This is a genomic window from Microbacterium testaceum (assembly GCF_029761935.1).
GTDB lineage: Bacteria > Actinomycetota > Actinomycetes > Actinomycetales > Microbacteriaceae > Microbacterium > Microbacterium testaceum_A.
In genome coordinates this window covers 296,516-312,340 of the sequence record NZ_CP121699.1, presented here as the reverse complement: position 1 = coordinate 312,340, position 15,825 = coordinate 296,516, and the positions used below count along the sequence as shown (strand labels likewise).

Here is a 15,825-nt window from a genome sequence, read left to right as displayed (position 1 = left end):
AAAACCGCGCAATCACGCGGCAGGATGGCTCAGGCGGACGCTGGGACGCTGCCCTAGCACCACTCGTCTCTAAGCGTCCCCTGACCGCTAATCCCCACCGTCCTCCATCCCCACATTCCCCACCCCCGTCGCCGGGTGAGCACCCGAAGGGGTTGAGGCGTCCTCTCCGATCATGGAAAACCTCACTACAACCCCACGCCTCCTTGCGTGGGCCGACGAGCCCGCCTCGTCGCCGTGGCCGCTACCCCCGACCGGCGCCGCATGGCCGCTCGACAAGCTCGACGCCGAATTGATCGCGGAAGTGTTCGCCGCGCGCGGATACACGCGCACCCCAGGCCTACCGTCGGCACTCGCCCGCAACGGTGCCGAGAGTCCCGCGGGCGTGCTCGCTGTGCTCCTCGACGAGCTCGCCACTCTCATCGCCGCCTCGTTCGACGGCTACGCCGACGACCTCTTCTCGTTCTCGGAGGAGCTCGACAAGGTTGGCGCAACTCCCGCCCTCCGCGCCTCCCTTCGCGCGACCGCTGCCGCGATTCACGCCGCACCCGAGGCCGCCGCCGTACTCGCCGCACGCGTTGCCGAGCACCTCCCCGTCGACCCCGTTCTCGAGGCACGAGAGCTCCCGTCGGCCTGGCTTGCGCTGCACGACGCCGACGATCGAATTAAGCGACCCGACCTTGTGCGCGCCTACATCCTCGCGGGCTCACCCGGCGACCTCAGCGCCGACGCCCTGCGCGCGCTCGCCGCACGCCGATGGGGACCGACCCGCCGCCTCCGCGGAGAGGACTACTACCGACCCGCACTCGCGTTCGTGGTCGCAACCGGCCCCGACCTCGAGCGCGTCGCCGCCCTCATCGGTGTGCCGCCCGAAGCACTCGCCGAGCTCGTCCGCACGCACCGCACATAGTCCGCGGTCGCGTGAGCACCCGGGCGTCATCTTCTAATGACCCAAGGAAACATCTCCCGGTTACCGAGAGACTTACCCGCCTGGCCGCTCGGGCACGCCCGAAAGCCTCGACGACGCCGTCGAGGCTATTTCATTCGCTCTCCGGGCGTACGTACGCCGCCCACGAACTGAGGAGTCACCGCATGGCCCGATACTCCGTTGCCTGCGCGCGATGCGGACGCGCCGCCAACCTCTCCCAGCCCGGGAAGTTCTGCCGCGCCGCCTGCCGTGTCGCGCACCGCCGCGAGGGCCGCATCGCCGCCCGCGCCGACCTCGCCGCCGATGCCGAGCGCGCACTCTCGAGTGGCGACGTCATAGCCCTCGAGCGAATCGCACGGTCCGCCGTCGCGCTCCTCGCCCCCTAGCTCTTCGCTCTCCGGGCACGCCTGGCACACGGGGCGGTATCTCCTGACGGGAGCCGTCCGCCCAAGTTTCTCGTGCCGCCACCCGGCGACACGTTCCGCCCGCCCGCCGCACCGCGCCTAGCTAACGCACGAGGGACGGCGGGCACGCCGTGTAAACCTCGCCGCCACCCGCAGCGAGCTCACGCTCCCCGCCCAGCTCACCGTTACCGCACGGCAAGGCCCGCGCACCCGACAGATCACCCGGGCACCCCCCTGATACGTCGCCAAGGCGCGACGCGTCCGCCGTCAAGGCACGGCCATCCACCATCCCTCATCCCGGCGCACCCGCGCCCCGACTCCACTAGGAAAGCCACCTATGGCAAACGAATTCAACCTCGACATCAACAACGTCGCCATCATCGCCGCCAAGCTCGTTGGCGCTGACTTCAACCTCGCCTCACTCATCTCAAGCGACGTGGCGGCGGAGTTTCACCCCGGCCAAGGCGCCACCGTCCGCGTCCCCGTCCCCGCAGCGATCCCTACCCGCAGCAGGGACATCTTCGATAAGACGACCGCGCTCGTCGCCGACGAGCTCACCGAGCAGCACATCGACGTCACCCTCGCCGATCACCTCTACAACCTTGCGATCCTGTCCGAGGGCGACCTCTCCCTCAACATCGCGAACTACGGACGGCAAGTGCTCGCCCCGCAGGCCCGCGCCATCGCCGCCAAGATCGAGGCACTCACCGCCGCGACAATGTCGGCGACGCCCGCCGAGACCGGCGTGACCTACTCCGGCACCAACCCGGCTAAGGCGATCAGCAGCGCCCGTCGCCTCCTCCGCAGCAACGGCGTCGGCGCCGACGCGCCGCTTATCGCCGCCGCGGGCGCCTCGGTCTACACCGACCTCCTTGACGCGGGCGCCCTCGTCGACGACAAGGTGCACGGCATCCGCGTCGTCGAGTCCACCCGCCTCGCCGAAAGCGACCTCATCGTGTTCACCCCGTCGGCGTTCACGCTCGTCGTGCGCGCCCCCGTCGTGCCGCAGGGCGCCGCATATGGCGCGAGCATCACGACGCCCATCCTGGACAACGCAAACGGCGAGGCATTCGCGATCCGCGTCCTCAACGACTACGACAGCAACGTCGCCGCCGACCGCTCCCTCGTCGGCACCTTCGCCGCCGTCGCCGCGATGCCGCTGCCCGTCGACCGCGAGGACGGCACCGTCGACCTCGTCAAGCACGGCGGCGCCGTCCGCATCACCTCGGGCGCGTAACCCCGCACCGAGGCGAAACGCGCCACCCGCGAGCCCTGCCCCCTCCCCGGGGCGGCAGGGCTCGCCACCCCGCAACCTCCCCACCACCTGAAAGGCCCCGCCATGCCCGCCGCTCTCGACCTCGTCGAGACGATCCGCTCGCTCCCGCTCGAGCTCCGTCGCGACTACCACTCCCTCACCCGCAGCGGAAAGCAACGCGTCTCCCGCCGCTCCGGCGATGCGCTCCGCCCCCTCGACACAGCCGCACGGCCCGCGCAAGCCGCCGCCATCTTCGCCGCCGCCATCGCGACCTATCGCGCCAACGTCGCACATGAAGCGGCTCGACACGGCCTTCCAAATCTCATCGCGCCCTCCACCTCCCCACACCGCGACGCAACCCCGGACGCGTCACCCGCGCCGCCGAACCTGCCGCCCGCGCGGTACTACCTGCCGTGCGCATGCGGCTCCTACCTGTCGGCCAAATCGCCGCGAGCACGCGTTCCCAGCTGCACGCACGGTGAAGAGTTCGCACGATGAACCCCGCTCACATCACCGTCGACGACCTCGATCACCTCGAGGGCATCCTGCCGCGCCGCGAACGCCACCGCCTCGCCCACCATCTCACCCGCCGCCTCCACTACGCGACGACCTCGCCCGAGCGCGCGCCCGCGGGTCTGCGCGCACCCCACGGGCGCGCAGCGTGGGCCGCTCTGCCCGTCGAGCAACGCGCCGAGATACTCACCGGACACCTCGTGCGGCAATGGATCGAGCTCGGCCATGCCCCCCGCCGCCAGGAGCTCGAGGACCGCTAACCCGGGCGCCTCCCCATACCTATGGGGACGACGCTCGCACACTCCTCGCTCACAGAGCGCAGAGTCGCGGCACACGCGTCATGAGCGCGTGTGCCGTGAGCTTGCGGTCCGTCACCCTTTTGAGCAAGCGAGAGCACGCGACGAGCGGGACTCTTGCGGCGCGAGCTCGTGCCTCGGACGGGAATCGAGGGCGACGAGCCACCGCGGGCAACGACGCCCGCGCCGCTGTGCCCGTCGGCGCACGTTCGTCTCCTTGGACGCGCCGACGGGCACGGCACCCCTCACCCCGCGTATGCGCGTGTATGCCCACGCCCGGTGCCCGAACCGCGCGACGGGGTGGGGAGTGACCCCCCTCCCCCCGGTCGCTTGCTCCCCGGTGCGGCATAGCGTCTGCCAACGCATGCGCATTGGCTTCAGTTTTTCTCAGCGCCGCCGCCACCGCAATGCTCCCGGACCCTCGTAATTCCAACAGCAACCCGGCGACGCGCCCACCATTTCCGGAATAGAAACCGGCCGGAAAACTTGTACCTAAGGCCCTCCCAGCGTTCTATTTGACCCCGCGACTCCACCTACGGGGCCCCTATCGGACAGCGGCACTGAACGCGCGATGCCCCGCTGGGCTCGTCGCAGTTGCCCGACATCTCCAACCTCGCCGACGCTGTCCTGCAGGCCCCGTACGCTTCGCCGAGGGCCGCCGCGCCGTCGCGGCGGACGCCGACGACGCCAACCCCTTCCCCCGGCGCTGCGTCAACTCGCGCCGCCGCCCGCCGCAGACTCGATACCGCTCAAACCGAGCAGTCCGAACCTCGAATCTGCGCTCTAAGGTAGTTCCTTCACGTGAGCCCGCCCCTCATCTCTCAAAGAGGTGGGGGGCCTTTCTGCGTTATGGGCTGGGCCGGATTGACTGGCGCCCTGCTCGCCAACTTGCGCTGCGTGTCGTGTCAGTGACCCGCAGAGCCTCTGGCGTGAGTGGCTTCCTTTCGAGTCACGGTGATTCGAGAGAGCTCGCGGACTCACCATTTGACCTCGACGTACATCTCTTCCGCCGAGGCGCTCGTGACGAGCTATCGAGCACTGTACCGCGCGTCTCAATAGCCAGGCGGACCGCGGAATCGACGGGCTGCCGGATCGCGCGGCGAGTCATGGCTTGCCACGACGGACGAAGATCGGACCGCAAGGCGGTAACCTCCGCCCAAATCTCTTCTAGGCGCCGCGCCCCCGAGCATCGTCGGAGCTTCGTGAAGAAGTTCTCGCCGAATTGTTCCTCCTCGAGACCAGTCATGTTTGCGACAGAGCCCCTTCGTCGCGGACGCCGCGGCTCTACCGCAGATGAGCGGTCACGCTACACAGAGATCTCTGGCAACGCGGCGGTTAGATCATTCACAAACTCGACCGCGTCCTTTTCCTTCACCACCTCGTTGGCCCAATGATCGACGAACACCTGCCAAATGTGGCTTGGCCGGTGCCTCCCACCGAGCGACCTCGAAATGTCTTTGACCCACGCGTGGTGGTTCGGAATGGCTCGCGCGTCGTCGACGGCGTCCAGAAGCTCGCCCACCCCAGTTCCAAGTCGAACAGCGAGGGATTCCCAGGCCACCTGGTCGAATGAGTTGATGACCTCGGGTTCAGGGGCCGATGAGCCCGGGAGCTTTATGCAACCGCGTGAGACACTTTCGTCTCCGTCGAGTACGGCAACGGTAGGGGTATCAAAACGGTTCGAGTCGGCAACCTCGCCGAGAGCCTTCACGACACTCGCAGGACCGACGCTCCGAATGTCGATGCGAGGTATGGCGTCTGGGTTGATTCGACCAAGCAGCGCCAGAATCAAGTCCCCGGCCTGAGTGTCCTCGCAGTATGCGGTGAGCTCGGTGTGCGCAAAATCGTCCATCTGCGAGAGGGCGTACTCGGCGGTTGCCCCGTAGATGATTTCCCTCGCCCCGTCCCGTGTTTGGGCGACGTAGATCCGAGCCTCGGGAGGCAGCGATTCCAGAATGTATGGCGAGTGCGTTGAGACAATCACCTGCAACTTCTTCTTTGAGACGATCTCGAGCAGTTCAGTCATCAAGCGTCTCTGCGCTCTCGGATGCAGAGTCGCGTCAACCTCGTCGATGATTACGAGCGAGTTGTTGCCAACGTCCTCGAAAAGAGCCAGAAGGTCGAGCGTGGCGTCCTCGCCCGCGCCCTGATGAAAGTTGGAGTAACGAGTTCCTCGGTGTTCGAGGATGCCGACTTGCTTACCGCTCTCGCGCGCCATCTCCGCGTCGCCGTAAGAGCGTTTGAGCACGCGCGACAGGCGGCCAATTGTGTCGGTTTCAAACTTCCGCGCCTCTGCACTGGCGAGACTTTGTTGAGCCAGTTTCCCGTAGCCCATCAGCGTGTTCACCGGTTGTGTTCTCGCGATGTCCAGAAAATAGAATTCTCGCGAGGGTCGGTCCGGCATGCCGCGCCATCGAGTCGTCTTTTTCCGGAGGGAGCCGTTTCGGACCACTGAACCGAGTTGGTAGGTGAACGCCAAGGTGGCCGCGGTGACATTCTCCCAAGGCGTGTTTGGAAAGAAGTCATCTGGAGAGTACGTGAGCGCCGTCTTCCCTTGCCCCCCCTTGGGCACGGTATAAGCAGTGGCTGCCGCTTTCAGCACTGTGCTTTTTCCCGAACCGTTCTCCCCCGCGATTGCAACAACCGGAAACCGGAAGTCGACAATTTCGCCCGTCCAACCGCGCAGGCCCGATAACTGCACGGAGGTCAAGAACTGTGGCCATCCTTTCGGTCCGGTTCGCTGGGTAGCCCATTGCGATGCAAGCTTCGCAAGCGTCGGCGGTTCAGATGCCATGTGTTCCCCCCTGATCGCAGCCGCGCGTTCGCACGGCCCAGGAGGAGACTATCGGGCTCACGAGTCGACCCCTGTGCAACACCACGAATGGAAATTACGACCACTAAGCATCGTCGGGTAGCTTGGTCTTCCTCGCCTCGTCGAGGAACAGCACTCCCTCGCTCGCGCGGGCGATGGCCCCCGGACGCACCACGCCGGAGCCTCCCCCGATCAGCGCCGCGGCGGTCGCCCCGTGGTGGGGGCTCTCGAACGGGGGCGTCCGCGACAACCGGGTCACCGCCTCGCCGGACAGGGAGCGCACCGACGCGACCGAGAGGGCCGCCTCGTCATCGAGGGGCGGCAGGATGCCGGGGAGCCGGCGCGCCAGCATCGTCTTACCCGCGCCCGGCGGGCCGCTCATGAGCAGGTGGTGCCCGCCCGCCGCGGCGACAACGAGGGCGTCTACGGCGTCACCCTGCCCCACGACATCGGCGAGGTCGAGCTGCTCCTCCTCGTCTGCGCGGGTGGCGGGCGCCTCGACCGGCTCGAGGTCGGGCGCGTCGCTCGTACCGCCGTGCCACCTCACCACGTCGGCGAGGCACGTGGCGGCGAACACCTCGATCCCCTCGATGAGTCCCGCTTCCGCGGCATTGGCCGCCGGGACCACCACGCGCCGATGACCGGCGCGCTGCGCCGCCACGACCGCCGGCAGGACCCCGGGAACGGGTCGGAGTCGTCCGTCGAGTCCCAGTTCGCCGATGTGCACGGTCTGCGCGACGCGGGCGGCATCCATCCGGACCGAGGTCGCGAGGGCGGCCACGGCGATCGCCACGTCGAACCCCGACCCGCGCTTCGGCAGGCTCGCGGGCGACAGGTTGACGGTGATCCGACGCTTGGGCAGGTCGAGGCCGCGGTTGGTGCACGCGCCCCGCACGCGCCGACCGGCTTCGCCCAGGGCCTTGTCGGCGAGACCGATGATCGAGAACTCCGGGGTCTGAGACGACACGTCGGCCTCGACCTCGACGAGATCGCCGTGCAGCCCCGACAACGCCACCGCCCAGGTCCGCGCGAGGGTCACAGGGCGTCCTCGAGGTGCTCAAGGCGCGCCCGCGCGGGATCGGGACCGACGAGGCCGATCGCGTCGACCCGAAGGCGTCGCCCCCTCGCCTCTTCGGGGTGGGCCGCCAACCACGCCATGGCGAGGCGCCAGAGCCGCTGCGCCTTCCGGGCGTCGATGGCCTCGAAGGGGTGGCCGTAGTCCTCGGTGCGTCGGGTCTTCACCTCGACCACGACGAGAGTGTCGTCGCGCGCGGCGACGATGTCGATCTCGCCCTGATCGCACCGCCAGTTGCGCGTGAGGATGCGGTAGCCGTCGTCCCTCAGGTACGCGACGGCGCGATCTTCGCCTGCTCTGCCGAGTTCGTCTTTCGCTGCCATGCCCGAGAGCGTGGCATCCACCCTCCCCCTCTCGCGGAGCGGAGGGACCTATCGGTGGACAACCCGGGGAAAGATCCGGCTGGGGAGGAACCTCAGTTGTCGAGCGAGAGTTCGTCGGGCAGTTGGAAATCGTGGCGCGAGAGCTCCTCGACGTTGACGTCCTTGAAGGTGAGAACGCGCACGGACTTCACGAAGCGGTCGGCGCGGTAGATGTCCCACACCCACACGTCGGTCATCGAGATCTCGAAGTAGAAGTCGTGCTCGGTGTCGCGCCGCACGACGTTCACGTCGTTCGCGAGATAGAACCGGCGCTCGGTCTCGATCACGTAGGTGAACTGGCGCACGACATCGCGGTACTCGCGGTACAGGGCCAGCTCGAGTTCGCGGTCGTAGTCCTCGAAGACGTCGTCATCCATGGTTGTTCCATCCTAGGCGCGCGCCGTCGCCCCGGCCGCACGGTGCAGCCGCCCGGGCGCGTTCGAGCGCCGTGTCCGCAGCGGGGTCAGAAGAGCGTCGGGGCCGCGGCGATGGCCCACGAGTGCCGGTGATGCACGCTCATTCCGTGCGCGGTGATCGCCTCGCGGTGATCGAGGCTCGCGTAGCCCTTGTTTCGCGCCCACCCGTAGGCAGGGTGGTCGTCGTGCAGTCCCGTCATGAGGGTGTCGCGTGCGACCTTGGCGATGACGGATGCCGCGGCCGCACTCGCGCAGTCACGGTCGGCCTTGATGATGGGGCGCACCGTCAGCTCCGACTCCCCCGCCGGCGTGATGTAGTCGTGGTTGCCGTCCAGGATGACGAGGGCCTCCTCGGGCACCACGCCGTGAGCGCGCAGATCAGCGATCGCGCGGACGGCCGCGAGCCCCAGCGCCCGGATGATGCCGATCTCGTCGACCTCGACCGAGCTCGCCCACCCGACGGCGCTGTGCTGGACGAACGCGGCCGCCCGGGCGGCCACCTCGGGGCGGCGCGCCTCGGGGACGAGCTTGGAGTCGCGCAGCCCCGCGGGCACGCGCTTGCGCGAACGTGCCGGGTCGATGACCGCGGCCCCGACCGCCACCGGGCCCGCCAGGGCCCCGCGCCCGACCTCGTCGCACGCGATGACGATCGCGTGTTCCTTCAGCAGACGGCGCTCGAGGGTGAGGGTGGGTTCGATCACTGCGCTCCCGGCGCGGGGACCCCCGCGAAGACCTCGTGGTGGAAGTCGATCAGACCGAAGCGCGTGAACGGCCAGGTGATGAGGAACGCGCGTCCCACGACGTTGTCGACGGGGACGAAGCCCTGCCCGGGCTGATCCTGGTTGAAACGCGAGTCGCGCGAGCTGTTGCGGTTGTCGCCGAGGACCCAGAGCGAGCCGTCGGGCACCGTGATGTCGTAGGGAACGGGCTCGGGCGCAGTCGCCCCCGGAGCGAGCCGCACGTACGACTCGTCGAGCGGGACGCCGTTGACCGTCGTCTGCCCCAGGGCGTTGCAGCAGACGACGTGGTCGCCCGCCGTGCCGATCACGCGCTTGATGAGGTGATCGTCGCTGTCGGGAGCCGACAGTCCGAAGAGCGACAGCACCCAGTCGGCACCCTCGACCACCGGGGACCGCTGCTCGGTGGGGCTCGGCGGCAGCCATCCACCGGGGTCGCGGAACACGACCACGTCACCCCGCGAGTACTGACCGAACTTCGGGGTCAGCTCGTCCACGAGGATGCGGTCCTTGATCAGCAGCGTGTTCTCCATCGACGCCGAAGGGATGTAGAACGAGCGGACGACGAAGGTCTTGACGAGGAACGACACCACGAGCGCGATCAGCACGATCACGAGCAGGTCGCGGAAGAACGCCCCCCATCCGCGTCGACGCCGTCCGGCGGAGCGGGATGCCACGGCATCCGGGGTCGAGGCGGTCTGGTCGCTCATGTGTTCCTTCACCGGGTTCGACGCACACCGAGCGAACCGCAGGAACCAGGGTCGCACATCGGGGAGCCGCCCCGTGACCGACGACGCCGTGAGAACGCCGAACGCCCCGCGAGTGAAACCCACGGGGCGTTCGAGAGAGCGGACTCAGCGGTCGCGCTTCTCCTTGATCTTGGCCTTCTTGCCACGCAGGCTGCGCAGGTAGTACAGCTTGGCGCGACGCACGTCACCGCGGGTGACGACCTCGATGTGGTCGATCACGGGGCTGTGGACGGGGAAGGTGCGCTCCACGCCGACCTGGAAGCTGACCTTGCGGACGCAGAAGGTCTCGCGCACGCCGTCGCCCGAGCGGCCGATGACGACGCCCTGGAACACCTGGATGCGCGAGCGGTTGCCTTCGGTGATGTTGACGTGCACCTTGACGGTGTCGCCGGGGCCGAAGACGGGGATGTCGGAGCGGAGCGAAGCCGCGTCGACGGAGTCGAGGATCTGCATGATCATCACTTCCTGCGACCGCCACAGGTCGATCGCACGATAAGAGGGAAAAAGGTGAGGCGTGCCCGAAGCCGCCGAAGCAGCTGACTCCCCTGAGGCAGAGCCGGTCAGGGCACAAGCGACCATTCTGCCACGCGCAGGCCGACCCGCCAAAACGGTGCGCTCCGCCGCGGGCACGCGACGACGTCAGTCGGGGCGCCGCGTCTCCGGAACGACGATGACCTCAGCATCCCGTGTCTGTTCGCGGCTCTCGCGCGGCGGCGGGATGTACGCGGTCCCGTCGGTCGTGTGCAGCACCGCCACCGCGCCGCGCGCCTCGTTCCAGAGCTGCGCGAGAGACGACCAGAACAACACCAGCGCTCCCGCGATCGACAGCACGAGCAGCGGGAAGAAGACCCGGGAGTCGAAGAAGCCGAGGGCGACGATCACGATCTGCCAGATGCCCAGGCCCGCCAGATCCCGCCACGACACCGCGCGGTTCTCGCGCACACTCCCCCGCGCTCGCACCATGAGGGTCAGCACGAGCTGCGAGATGAAGACGGCCGGAATCGCGACGAAGAGCCAGAGCAGGCCCCACGCGCTGCCTCCCGAGAAGACGATCCACCCGACGAACAGCCACAGCGGCAGAACGAACGCGGCCGGGAACAGCCAGTGGAGGAACATCCGTCGCAACGCCATGACCCGAGACTAGGGCTCGCGCATGTGCTTCGCCTCTGAGAAGGCTATGGCGCACGCGCATCGGGCGGCGGCGCCGCGGATCGGGGACAATGGAGGTTCGACGCGAGAGGAACCACCCATGATCGAACTGCGCACCCCGGCCGAGATCGACGCGATGCGCCCCGCCGGACGCTTCGTCGCGGAGGTGCTGGCCACGCTGCGCGCCGAGACCAAGGTGGGGACCAACCTGCTGCAGCTGGACCGTCGCGCGCACGACATGATCCGCTCGGCAGGCGCGGAGTCGTGCTACATCGACTACCACCCGTCCTTCGGCGCGAGCCCCTTCGGCAAGGTGCTCTGCACGTCGATCAACGACGCCGTGCTGCACGGACTCCCCCACGACTACGTGCTGCGCGACGGCGACCTCGTCTCGCTCGACTTCGCCGCGTCCGTGGACGGCTGGGTCGCCGACTCCGCCGTCTCGTTCGTCGTGGGCACCGCTCGCGACGAGGACCTCGCCCTCATCGACACCTCGCAGCGCGCGCTGGCCGCCGCGATCGAGGCCGCGAGCGTGGGCCGCAAGATCGGCGACATCTCCGCCGCGATCGCCGCCGTCGCCCACGCCGAGGGCCTCAGCATCAACACCGACTTCGGCGGCCACGGCGTCGGCCGCACCATGCACGGTGACCCGCACGTCGCCAACGACGGCAAGGCGGGCCGCGGCTACCCGCTGCGCGACGGCCTCGTGCTGGCGCTCGAGCCGTGGTTCCTGCAGACCACCGACGAGCTGATCACCGACCCCGACGGATGGACGCTGCGCAGCGCCGACGGATCGCGCGGGGCGCACTCCGAGCACACCGTGGCGATCACCGCCGGTGGCCCCATCGTCCTGACCGATCGCTCGTTCCTGGGCGTCGACTGACGGATGATCCCGGATGCCGCGGCCCGAGGTCGCGGCATCCTCCCGGCAGCGCCGGAAGAGCTCTGCCGCGTCAGTCGGCGAGCAGGTCGGGCCGGCGCTCGCGCGTGCGCTCGATCTGCTGCGCGCGACGCCAGGTCGCCACGGCGCCGTGGTTGCCGCTCAGGAGCACGGGCGGAACCTCTCGCTCGCGCCACACGGCCGGCTTGGTGAACGAGGGGTACTCGAGCAGACCGTCCTCGTGCGACTCCTCGACGAGGCTCTCGGGGTTGCCGACGACGCCGGGGATCAGGCGTCCGATCGCCTCGACCATCGCCATGACGGCGACCTCTCCCCCGTTGAGCACGTAGTCGCCCAAGGAGATCAGGCGCACGTCGCCCCGCTCGGCGGCGTAGTCGAAGACGCGCTCGTCGATGCCTTCATACCGGCCGCAGCCGAAGACGAGGTGGGGGGCGGTGGAGAGTTCTCGCGCCGTCGCCTGCGTGAACCGCTCGCCCGCGGGCGAGGGGAAGATGATGACCGGGCGCGCTTCGGCGTCGCTCGTCACGTCGTCGAGCGCTTCACCCCAGGGCTCCGGCTTCATGACCATGCCCGCGCCGCCGCCGTACGGGGTGTCGTCGACGGTGCGGTGACGGTCGTGCGTGTAGTCCCGCAGATCGCGGATGCGGACGTCGAGCAGACCGCTCTGCCGGGCTCTGCCGAGCAGCGACACCTCGAGAGCATCGAAGATCGTCGGGAAGATCGAGACGATGTCGATGCGCACGTCAGTCCTCGGAGGTGTCGGGGGTCTCGCCGTCGGATTCGTCCGACGTCGAGACGGGTTCGGGCTCGTCGTCGGCGTCGGCCGGGAGCTCTTCGAAGAGCCCCGCGGGCGGAGTGACGACGACGCGGCCACCCGCGATGTCGACCTCGGGGACGATGGCGCCCACGAAAGGAACGAGGACCTCGCGCTCTTCGCCGGCCATGCGGACGATCAAGAGATCCTGGGCCGGGAAGTGGTCGACGCGGGCGACGCGGCCGATGACGGCGCCGTCGCGCACGACGTCGAGACCGACGAGCTGGTGGTCGTACCAGGCGTCGTCTTCGGCGGGAGCGGCTTCGGCATCCTGGTCGATCCACAGAATGGCCTTGACGAGCTCTTCGGCCGCGTTGCGGTCGTCGACGCCCTCGAAGAAGGCGACCGGGTGCGAGTTCATCCACCGGAATTCACGGACCGTCAGCTCGCGGCCGTGCCACGGCGAGGACTCCGGAACCTGCAGGGTGAAGGTGCTCCCCGGCGTGAAGCGCCCGTCGGGATCGTCGGTGTACAGCTCGAGCTTGAACGCACCCTTCAGGCCGTGAGCCTTGACGAGTCGTCCGACGCGGAGCTGGGTCTTGGCGGGCTGCGCGCCCGCGGTGTCGCCGTTCGCCATCAGTCGTCGGCGACGTCGACGCGCACGCGACGTCCGTCGGCGAGAGCCGACACGACCGTGCGCAGTGCCTTGGCGGTGCGTCCGCCGCGCCCGATCACGCGACCCCGGTCATCGGGGTGCACGCGAACCTCCAGCACGTCGCCGCGAGGCGAAGAGCTGGAACGGATGGTCACGGCATCGGGGTGATCGACGATCCCCTTGACGACGTGTTCGAGCGCGGCAGACAGCACGGGAATTACTCGGCCGAGGTCTCGGCGGCGTCCTCAGCGGGCGCCTCGGCGGGAGCTTCGGCCTTCTTCTCGGCCTTGGGCTTGACGACCGACTTCTTCGAGGCGTCGGCCTCGAACGCGGCCTTGGGCTCGCGGACCTTGACGGTCGAGACGGCGTTCTTGTCGCCCTTGAAGGTGCCCCAGTCGCCCGTGAGCTTGAGGATGGCGGCGACCTGCTCGGTGGGCTGCGCGCCCACGGAGAGCCAGTACTGCGCGCGCTCCGAGTCGACCTCGATGAACGAGGGCTCCTCGGTCGGGTGGTACTTGCCGATCTCCTCGATGACACGACCATCGCGCTTGGTGCGCGAGTCGGCGACGACGATGCGGTAGTAGGGCGCGCGGATCTTTCCGAGGCGCTTGAGACGGATCTTGACAGCCACGATGACTCCAAATGATGAAAACGAACGAACCGAACGCCTGGAGAGTGGGGTGCACACCCGGCGGAAGCTCAAAAGGGTGGACCGATACCGGATAGAGGGTCGAGTAGCGGGTCCAGCCCTCTATTCTGCCAGATCCCCGGGCCTCGCGGTGACACGCGACGCGCCGCGACACGCGACGTCTCGAAGGGTAGCGGAGGATCCCGGCCTCCGACCCCCGTGTCAGACTGAGCCGCATGAGGCTGCCGTTCGCTGCATCGACGCGTTCGTCCGTGGGTCTGGAATGGGAGCTCATGCTCGCGGACCGCGAGACGGGCGATCTGGTCCCCCGCGCGCCCGAGATCCTCGACCAGCTCGAAGACAAGACCGCGCTCGAGCGATTCACGGTCACCGGTGAGCTGCTCACCAACACCGTCGAGGTGACCAGTGGCGTCGGGCACACCGTCGCCGAGGCCGTCGACGACATCGCCGACGCCATCTGCGCCCTGCGCGACGAGACCGAGCCGCGCGGGGTCGAGATCCTGTGCGCCGGCAGCCACCCCTTCGCGCAGTGGTTCGACCAGGAGGTCACCGACAAGACGCGCTACCACTCGCTCATCGAGCGCACCCAGTGGTGGGGGCGCAACATGATGATCTGGGGCATCCACGTGCACGTCGGCGTGGACGACGTCGAGAAGGTCATCCCGATCGTCAACGCACTGAACGTCTACCTCCCCCATCTCCAGGCGCTGTCGGCATCCAGCCCCTTCTGGGCGGGCGAACGCACCGGGTACGCCTCGAATCGCGCTCTCGTCTTCCAGCAGCTCCCCACGGCGGGCCTGCCCTGGCAGCTCGACTCCTGGGGCGACTTCGAGAACTACCTCGACGACATGGTCCGCACCGGTGTGATGGCGGATGCCAGCGAGGTGCGCTGGGACATCCGTCCGGCGCCCAAGTGGGGCACGATCGAGATCCGCGCCTGCGACGGCATGTCGACCCTGCCCGAACTGGCCGCGGTCGCCTCGCTCGCGCAGACGCTCGTCGAGCACTTCTCGCGGCTGCTCGACGAGGGGCGCGAGCTTCCCGGCATCCCGCCCTGGTACGCCCGCGAGAACAAGTGGCGCGCGGCCCGCTACGGTCTCGACGCGCGCGTGATCGTCGACCGCGAGGGGACGCAGCGCCCCGTGGTCGAGCACCTGCGCGAGACGATGGAGGAGCTCGCCGACATCGCCCTCGAGCTGAAGTGCGCGAAGGAGTTCGCGAGCCTCGAGACGATCCTCGCCACGGGCGGCAGCTCGGCGCGGCAGATCGCGGTCGCCGACGCGGCCGACGGCGGTCTGCGCGAGGTGGTGCAGCACCTCATCCGCGAGTTCCGCGGGGGGCCGACCCTGCGCGAGCACCTCGCGGCCCTGCGCGTCTAGAGGTGAACCTCCGCGCTCGTTCATAGGTGCGCGAACCTAGGATCGCGTCATGACCCTCGGACGCCGCGCCACCGTGGCCTCGCTGACCACCCTCTCCGCAGGCGTGGTCGCGATGCTCGCCGGCTGCGCCGCCGACCCCGCCGAGCCCGCGGCCGTGCCCACATTCGCTGCCCCCGCGCTCGAAGCGAGCCCGACCCCGTCATCGACCCCGACGGGCCCCCTACGGGTGGTGACCCTGGGCGATTCCCTCATGTCGGGCTTCGGCCTGGACCCGCAGCAGGCGTGGCCGACACTCCTCTCCGCGCGCGCCCACGTGTCGCTGACGAACCTCGCCTGCCCGGGCATGGGTTTCGTGGTGCAGGGCGACTGCGGAACCGCCTACGCCGGTCTGGTTCCCGCTGTCGCCGCTCTGCAGCCGCAGCTGCTCGTCGTCGAGTCCTCCAGCAACGACTTCTGGGAGGACGAGGACGAGATCCGCACCGACACCGCCGATACCGTCGACCAGCTGCACGGGGCCGCTCCCGATGCCCGCATCATCGGCCTGAGCACGATCTGGAACGACGACGCCGACGTCCCCACCGACACGAAGGTGACCTCCGACGCGCTCAAGGACGCCGTCGAGAAGGTCGGGGGAACCTTCATCGACGTCGGGCAGCCCCTCGCGGGCCACCCGGAGTGGATGCAGGAGGACGACGTCCACCCCACCCCGCGCGGTCAGCGAGCTATCGAGCAGACGGTCATGTCCGCCCTGCAGGACGCCGACGTCCTGCCCTGAGGCGGACGCCGGGGTCTCG

19 protein-coding genes and 1 pseudogene are annotated in these 15,825 nt (G+C 68.7%); 8 read left to right on the top strand and 12 right to left on the bottom strand.

Going from position 1 to position 15,825, the window contains the following annotated elements:
- The first annotated feature begins 172 nt into the window (after positions 1-172).
- The 5 genes from QBE02_RS01450 to QBE02_RS01430 all read left to right on the top strand — a co-directional run bounded on the left by QBE02_RS01450 (position 173) and on the right by QBE02_RS01430 (position 3,357).
- Positions 173-907: a hypothetical protein gene (locus tag QBE02_RS01450; protein WP_279366827.1), complete on the top strand. Its 735-nt coding sequence runs from the start codon at positions 173-175 to the stop codon at positions 905-907.
- Between the two features lie 182 nt (positions 908-1,089).
- Complete coding sequence (locus tag QBE02_RS01445; RefSeq protein ID WP_279366826.1) at positions 1,090-1,311, top strand: hypothetical protein; 222 nt, start codon at positions 1,090-1,092, stop codon at positions 1,309-1,311.
- Between the two features lie 355 nt (positions 1,312-1,666).
- The gene (locus QBE02_RS01440) at positions 1,667-2,566 is read left to right on the top strand and encodes a P22 phage major capsid protein family protein (protein ID WP_279366825.1); all 900 of its coding nucleotides are present in this window, start codon (positions 1,667-1,669) and stop codon (positions 2,564-2,566) included.
- 102 nt (positions 2,567-2,668) lie between these two features.
- The gene (locus QBE02_RS01435) at positions 2,669-3,082 is read left to right on the top strand and encodes a hypothetical protein (RefSeq protein ID WP_279366824.1); all 414 of its coding nucleotides are present in this window, start codon (positions 2,669-2,671) and stop codon (positions 3,080-3,082) included.
- Positions 3,079-3,357, top strand: coding sequence for a hypothetical protein (locus QBE02_RS01430; RefSeq protein ID WP_279366823.1), 279 nt, complete (start codon positions 3,079-3,081; stop codon positions 3,355-3,357). The genes QBE02_RS01435 and QBE02_RS01430 overlap by 4 nt, the downstream gene beginning before the upstream one ends.
- 1,342 nt (positions 3,358-4,699) lie before the next feature.
- On the opposite strand, the gene QBE02_RS01425 is transcribed toward QBE02_RS01430, so the two are convergent.
- From QBE02_RS01425 to QBE02_RS01390, 8 genes and pseudogenes are all read right to left on the bottom strand, one after another.
- Positions 4,700-6,094, bottom strand: a complete 1,395-nt coding sequence (locus QBE02_RS01425; protein WP_279367842.1) for an ATP-dependent nuclease — start codon at positions 6,092-6,094, stop codon at positions 4,700-4,702.
- 226 nt (positions 6,095-6,320) lie between these two features.
- Positions 6,321-7,244: pseudogene (locus tag QBE02_RS01420) on the bottom strand (ATP-binding protein); the annotation flags it as partial.
- Positions 7,241-7,603 (bottom strand): YraN family protein, encoded by a 363-nt coding sequence (locus QBE02_RS01415; RefSeq protein WP_056232302.1) that lies wholly within the window; start codon positions 7,601-7,603, stop codon positions 7,241-7,243. The pseudogene QBE02_RS01420 and the gene QBE02_RS01415, both read right to left, overlap by 4 nt.
- Positions 7,604-7,695: 92 nt before the next feature.
- Positions 7,696-8,019, bottom strand: a complete 324-nt coding sequence (locus tag QBE02_RS01410) for a DUF2469 family protein (protein ID WP_055836674.1) — start codon at positions 8,017-8,019, stop codon at positions 7,696-7,698.
- An 86-nt stretch (positions 8,020-8,105) separates the two neighbouring features.
- Positions 8,106-8,759, bottom strand: a complete 654-nt coding sequence (locus QBE02_RS01405; protein ID WP_279366822.1) for a ribonuclease HII — start codon at positions 8,757-8,759, stop codon at positions 8,106-8,108.
- Positions 8,756-9,505: a signal peptidase I gene (gene lepB / locus QBE02_RS01400; RefSeq protein ID WP_056232298.1), complete on the bottom strand. Its 750-nt coding sequence runs from the start codon at positions 9,503-9,505 to the stop codon at positions 8,756-8,758. Before lepB ends, QBE02_RS01405 begins: the two co-directional genes overlap by 4 nt.
- Before the next feature lie 144 nt (positions 9,506-9,649).
- Positions 9,650-9,997 carry a 50S ribosomal protein L19 gene (rplS, locus tag QBE02_RS01395; protein WP_056232294.1) on the bottom strand — a complete coding sequence of 116 codons (348 nt, stop codon included), beginning with the start codon at positions 9,995-9,997 and terminating at the stop codon, positions 9,650-9,652.
- Between the two features lie 186 nt (positions 9,998-10,183).
- Positions 10,184-10,675 carry an MFS transporter permease gene (locus QBE02_RS01390; protein ID WP_279366820.1) on the bottom strand — a complete coding sequence of 164 codons (492 nt, stop codon included), beginning with the start codon at positions 10,673-10,675 and terminating at the stop codon, positions 10,184-10,186.
- A 118-nt stretch (positions 10,676-10,793) separates the two neighbouring features.
- Here QBE02_RS01390 and map point away from each other — a divergent pair, with 118 nt between their 5' ends.
- On the top strand, positions 10,794-11,576 hold the full coding sequence (gene map / locus QBE02_RS01385; protein WP_279366819.1) for a type I methionyl aminopeptidase: 783 nt from the start codon (positions 10,794-10,796) through the stop codon (positions 11,574-11,576).
- 70 nt (positions 11,577-11,646) lie between these two features.
- Here map and trmD read toward each other — a convergent pair whose 3' ends face one another.
- From trmD to rpsP, 4 genes are read right to left on the bottom strand one after another with little or no spacing between them, the layout of a single operon-like run.
- Positions 11,647-12,336 (bottom strand): tRNA (guanosine(37)-N1)-methyltransferase TrmD, encoded by a 690-nt coding sequence (gene trmD, locus QBE02_RS01380; RefSeq protein ID WP_279366818.1) that lies wholly within the window; start codon positions 12,334-12,336, stop codon positions 11,647-11,649.
- A gap of 1 nt (position 12,337) precedes the next feature.
- Positions 12,338-12,985 (bottom strand): ribosome maturation factor RimM, encoded by a 648-nt coding sequence (gene rimM / locus QBE02_RS01375; RefSeq protein ID WP_279366817.1) that lies wholly within the window; start codon positions 12,983-12,985, stop codon positions 12,338-12,340.
- Positions 12,985-13,215: an RNA-binding protein gene (locus QBE02_RS01370; protein WP_056230892.1), complete on the bottom strand. Its 231-nt coding sequence runs from the start codon at positions 13,213-13,215 to the stop codon at positions 12,985-12,987. Before QBE02_RS01370 ends, rimM begins: the two co-directional genes overlap by 1 nt.
- A gap of 5 nt (positions 13,216-13,220) precedes the next feature.
- The gene (gene rpsP, locus QBE02_RS01365) at positions 13,221-13,634 is read right to left on the bottom strand and encodes a 30S ribosomal protein S16 (protein WP_279366816.1); all 414 of its coding nucleotides are present in this window, start codon (positions 13,632-13,634) and stop codon (positions 13,221-13,223) included.
- Between the two features lie 233 nt (positions 13,635-13,867).
- Between rpsP and QBE02_RS01360 the strand changes: the two genes are divergently transcribed.
- Entirely contained in the window at positions 13,868-15,031 is a 1,164-nt protein-coding gene (locus tag QBE02_RS01360; protein ID WP_279366815.1) for a glutamate--cysteine ligase, read from the top strand.
- 49 nt (positions 15,032-15,080) lie between these two features.
- Positions 15,081-15,806: an SGNH/GDSL hydrolase family protein gene (locus tag QBE02_RS01355; RefSeq protein WP_279366814.1), complete on the top strand. Its 726-nt coding sequence runs from the start codon at positions 15,081-15,083 to the stop codon at positions 15,804-15,806.
- Positions 15,807-15,825 lie beyond the last annotated feature (19 nt).

Coding starts and splice junctions, on each gene's coding strand:
- QBE02_RS01435 (WP_279366824.1), top strand. CDS start 2,669: ATGCCCGCCGCTCTCGACCTCGTCGAGACGATCCGCTCGCTCCCGCTC.
- QBE02_RS01415 (WP_056232302.1), bottom strand. CDS start 7,603: ATGGCAGCGAAAGACGAACTCGGCAGAGCAGGCGAAGATCGCGCCGTC.
- QBE02_RS01445 (WP_279366826.1), top strand. CDS start 1,090: ATGGCCCGATACTCCGTTGCCTGCGCGCGATGCGGACGCGCCGCCAAC.
- QBE02_RS01390 (WP_279366820.1), bottom strand. CDS start 10,675: ATGGCGTTGCGACGGATGTTCCTCCACTGGCTGTTCCCGGCCGCGTTC.
- QBE02_RS01410 (WP_055836674.1), bottom strand. CDS start 8,019: ATGGATGACGACGTCTTCGAGGACTACGACCGCGAACTCGAGCTGGCC.
- QBE02_RS01430 (WP_279366823.1), top strand. CDS start 3,079: ATGAACCCCGCTCACATCACCGTCGACGACCTCGATCACCTCGAGGGC.
- QBE02_RS01355 (WP_279366814.1), top strand. CDS start 15,081: ATGACCCTCGGACGCCGCGCCACCGTGGCCTCGCTGACCACCCTCTCC.
- rimM (WP_279366817.1), bottom strand. CDS start 12,985: ATGGCGAACGGCGACACCGCGGGCGCGCAGCCCGCCAAGACCCAGCTC.
- rplS (WP_056232294.1), bottom strand. CDS start 9,997: ATGCAGATCCTCGACTCCGTCGACGCGGCTTCGCTCCGCTCCGACATC.
- QBE02_RS01440 (WP_279366825.1), top strand. CDS start 1,667: ATGGCAAACGAATTCAACCTCGACATCAACAACGTCGCCATCATCGCC.
- map (WP_279366819.1), top strand. CDS start 10,794: ATGATCGAACTGCGCACCCCGGCCGAGATCGACGCGATGCGCCCCGCC.
- QBE02_RS01360 (WP_279366815.1), top strand. CDS start 13,868: ATGAGGCTGCCGTTCGCTGCATCGACGCGTTCGTCCGTGGGTCTGGAA.
- QBE02_RS01450 (WP_279366827.1), top strand. CDS start 173: ATGGAAAACCTCACTACAACCCCACGCCTCCTTGCGTGGGCCGACGAG.
- lepB (WP_056232298.1), bottom strand. CDS start 9,505: ATGAGCGACCAGACCGCCTCGACCCCGGATGCCGTGGCATCCCGCTCC.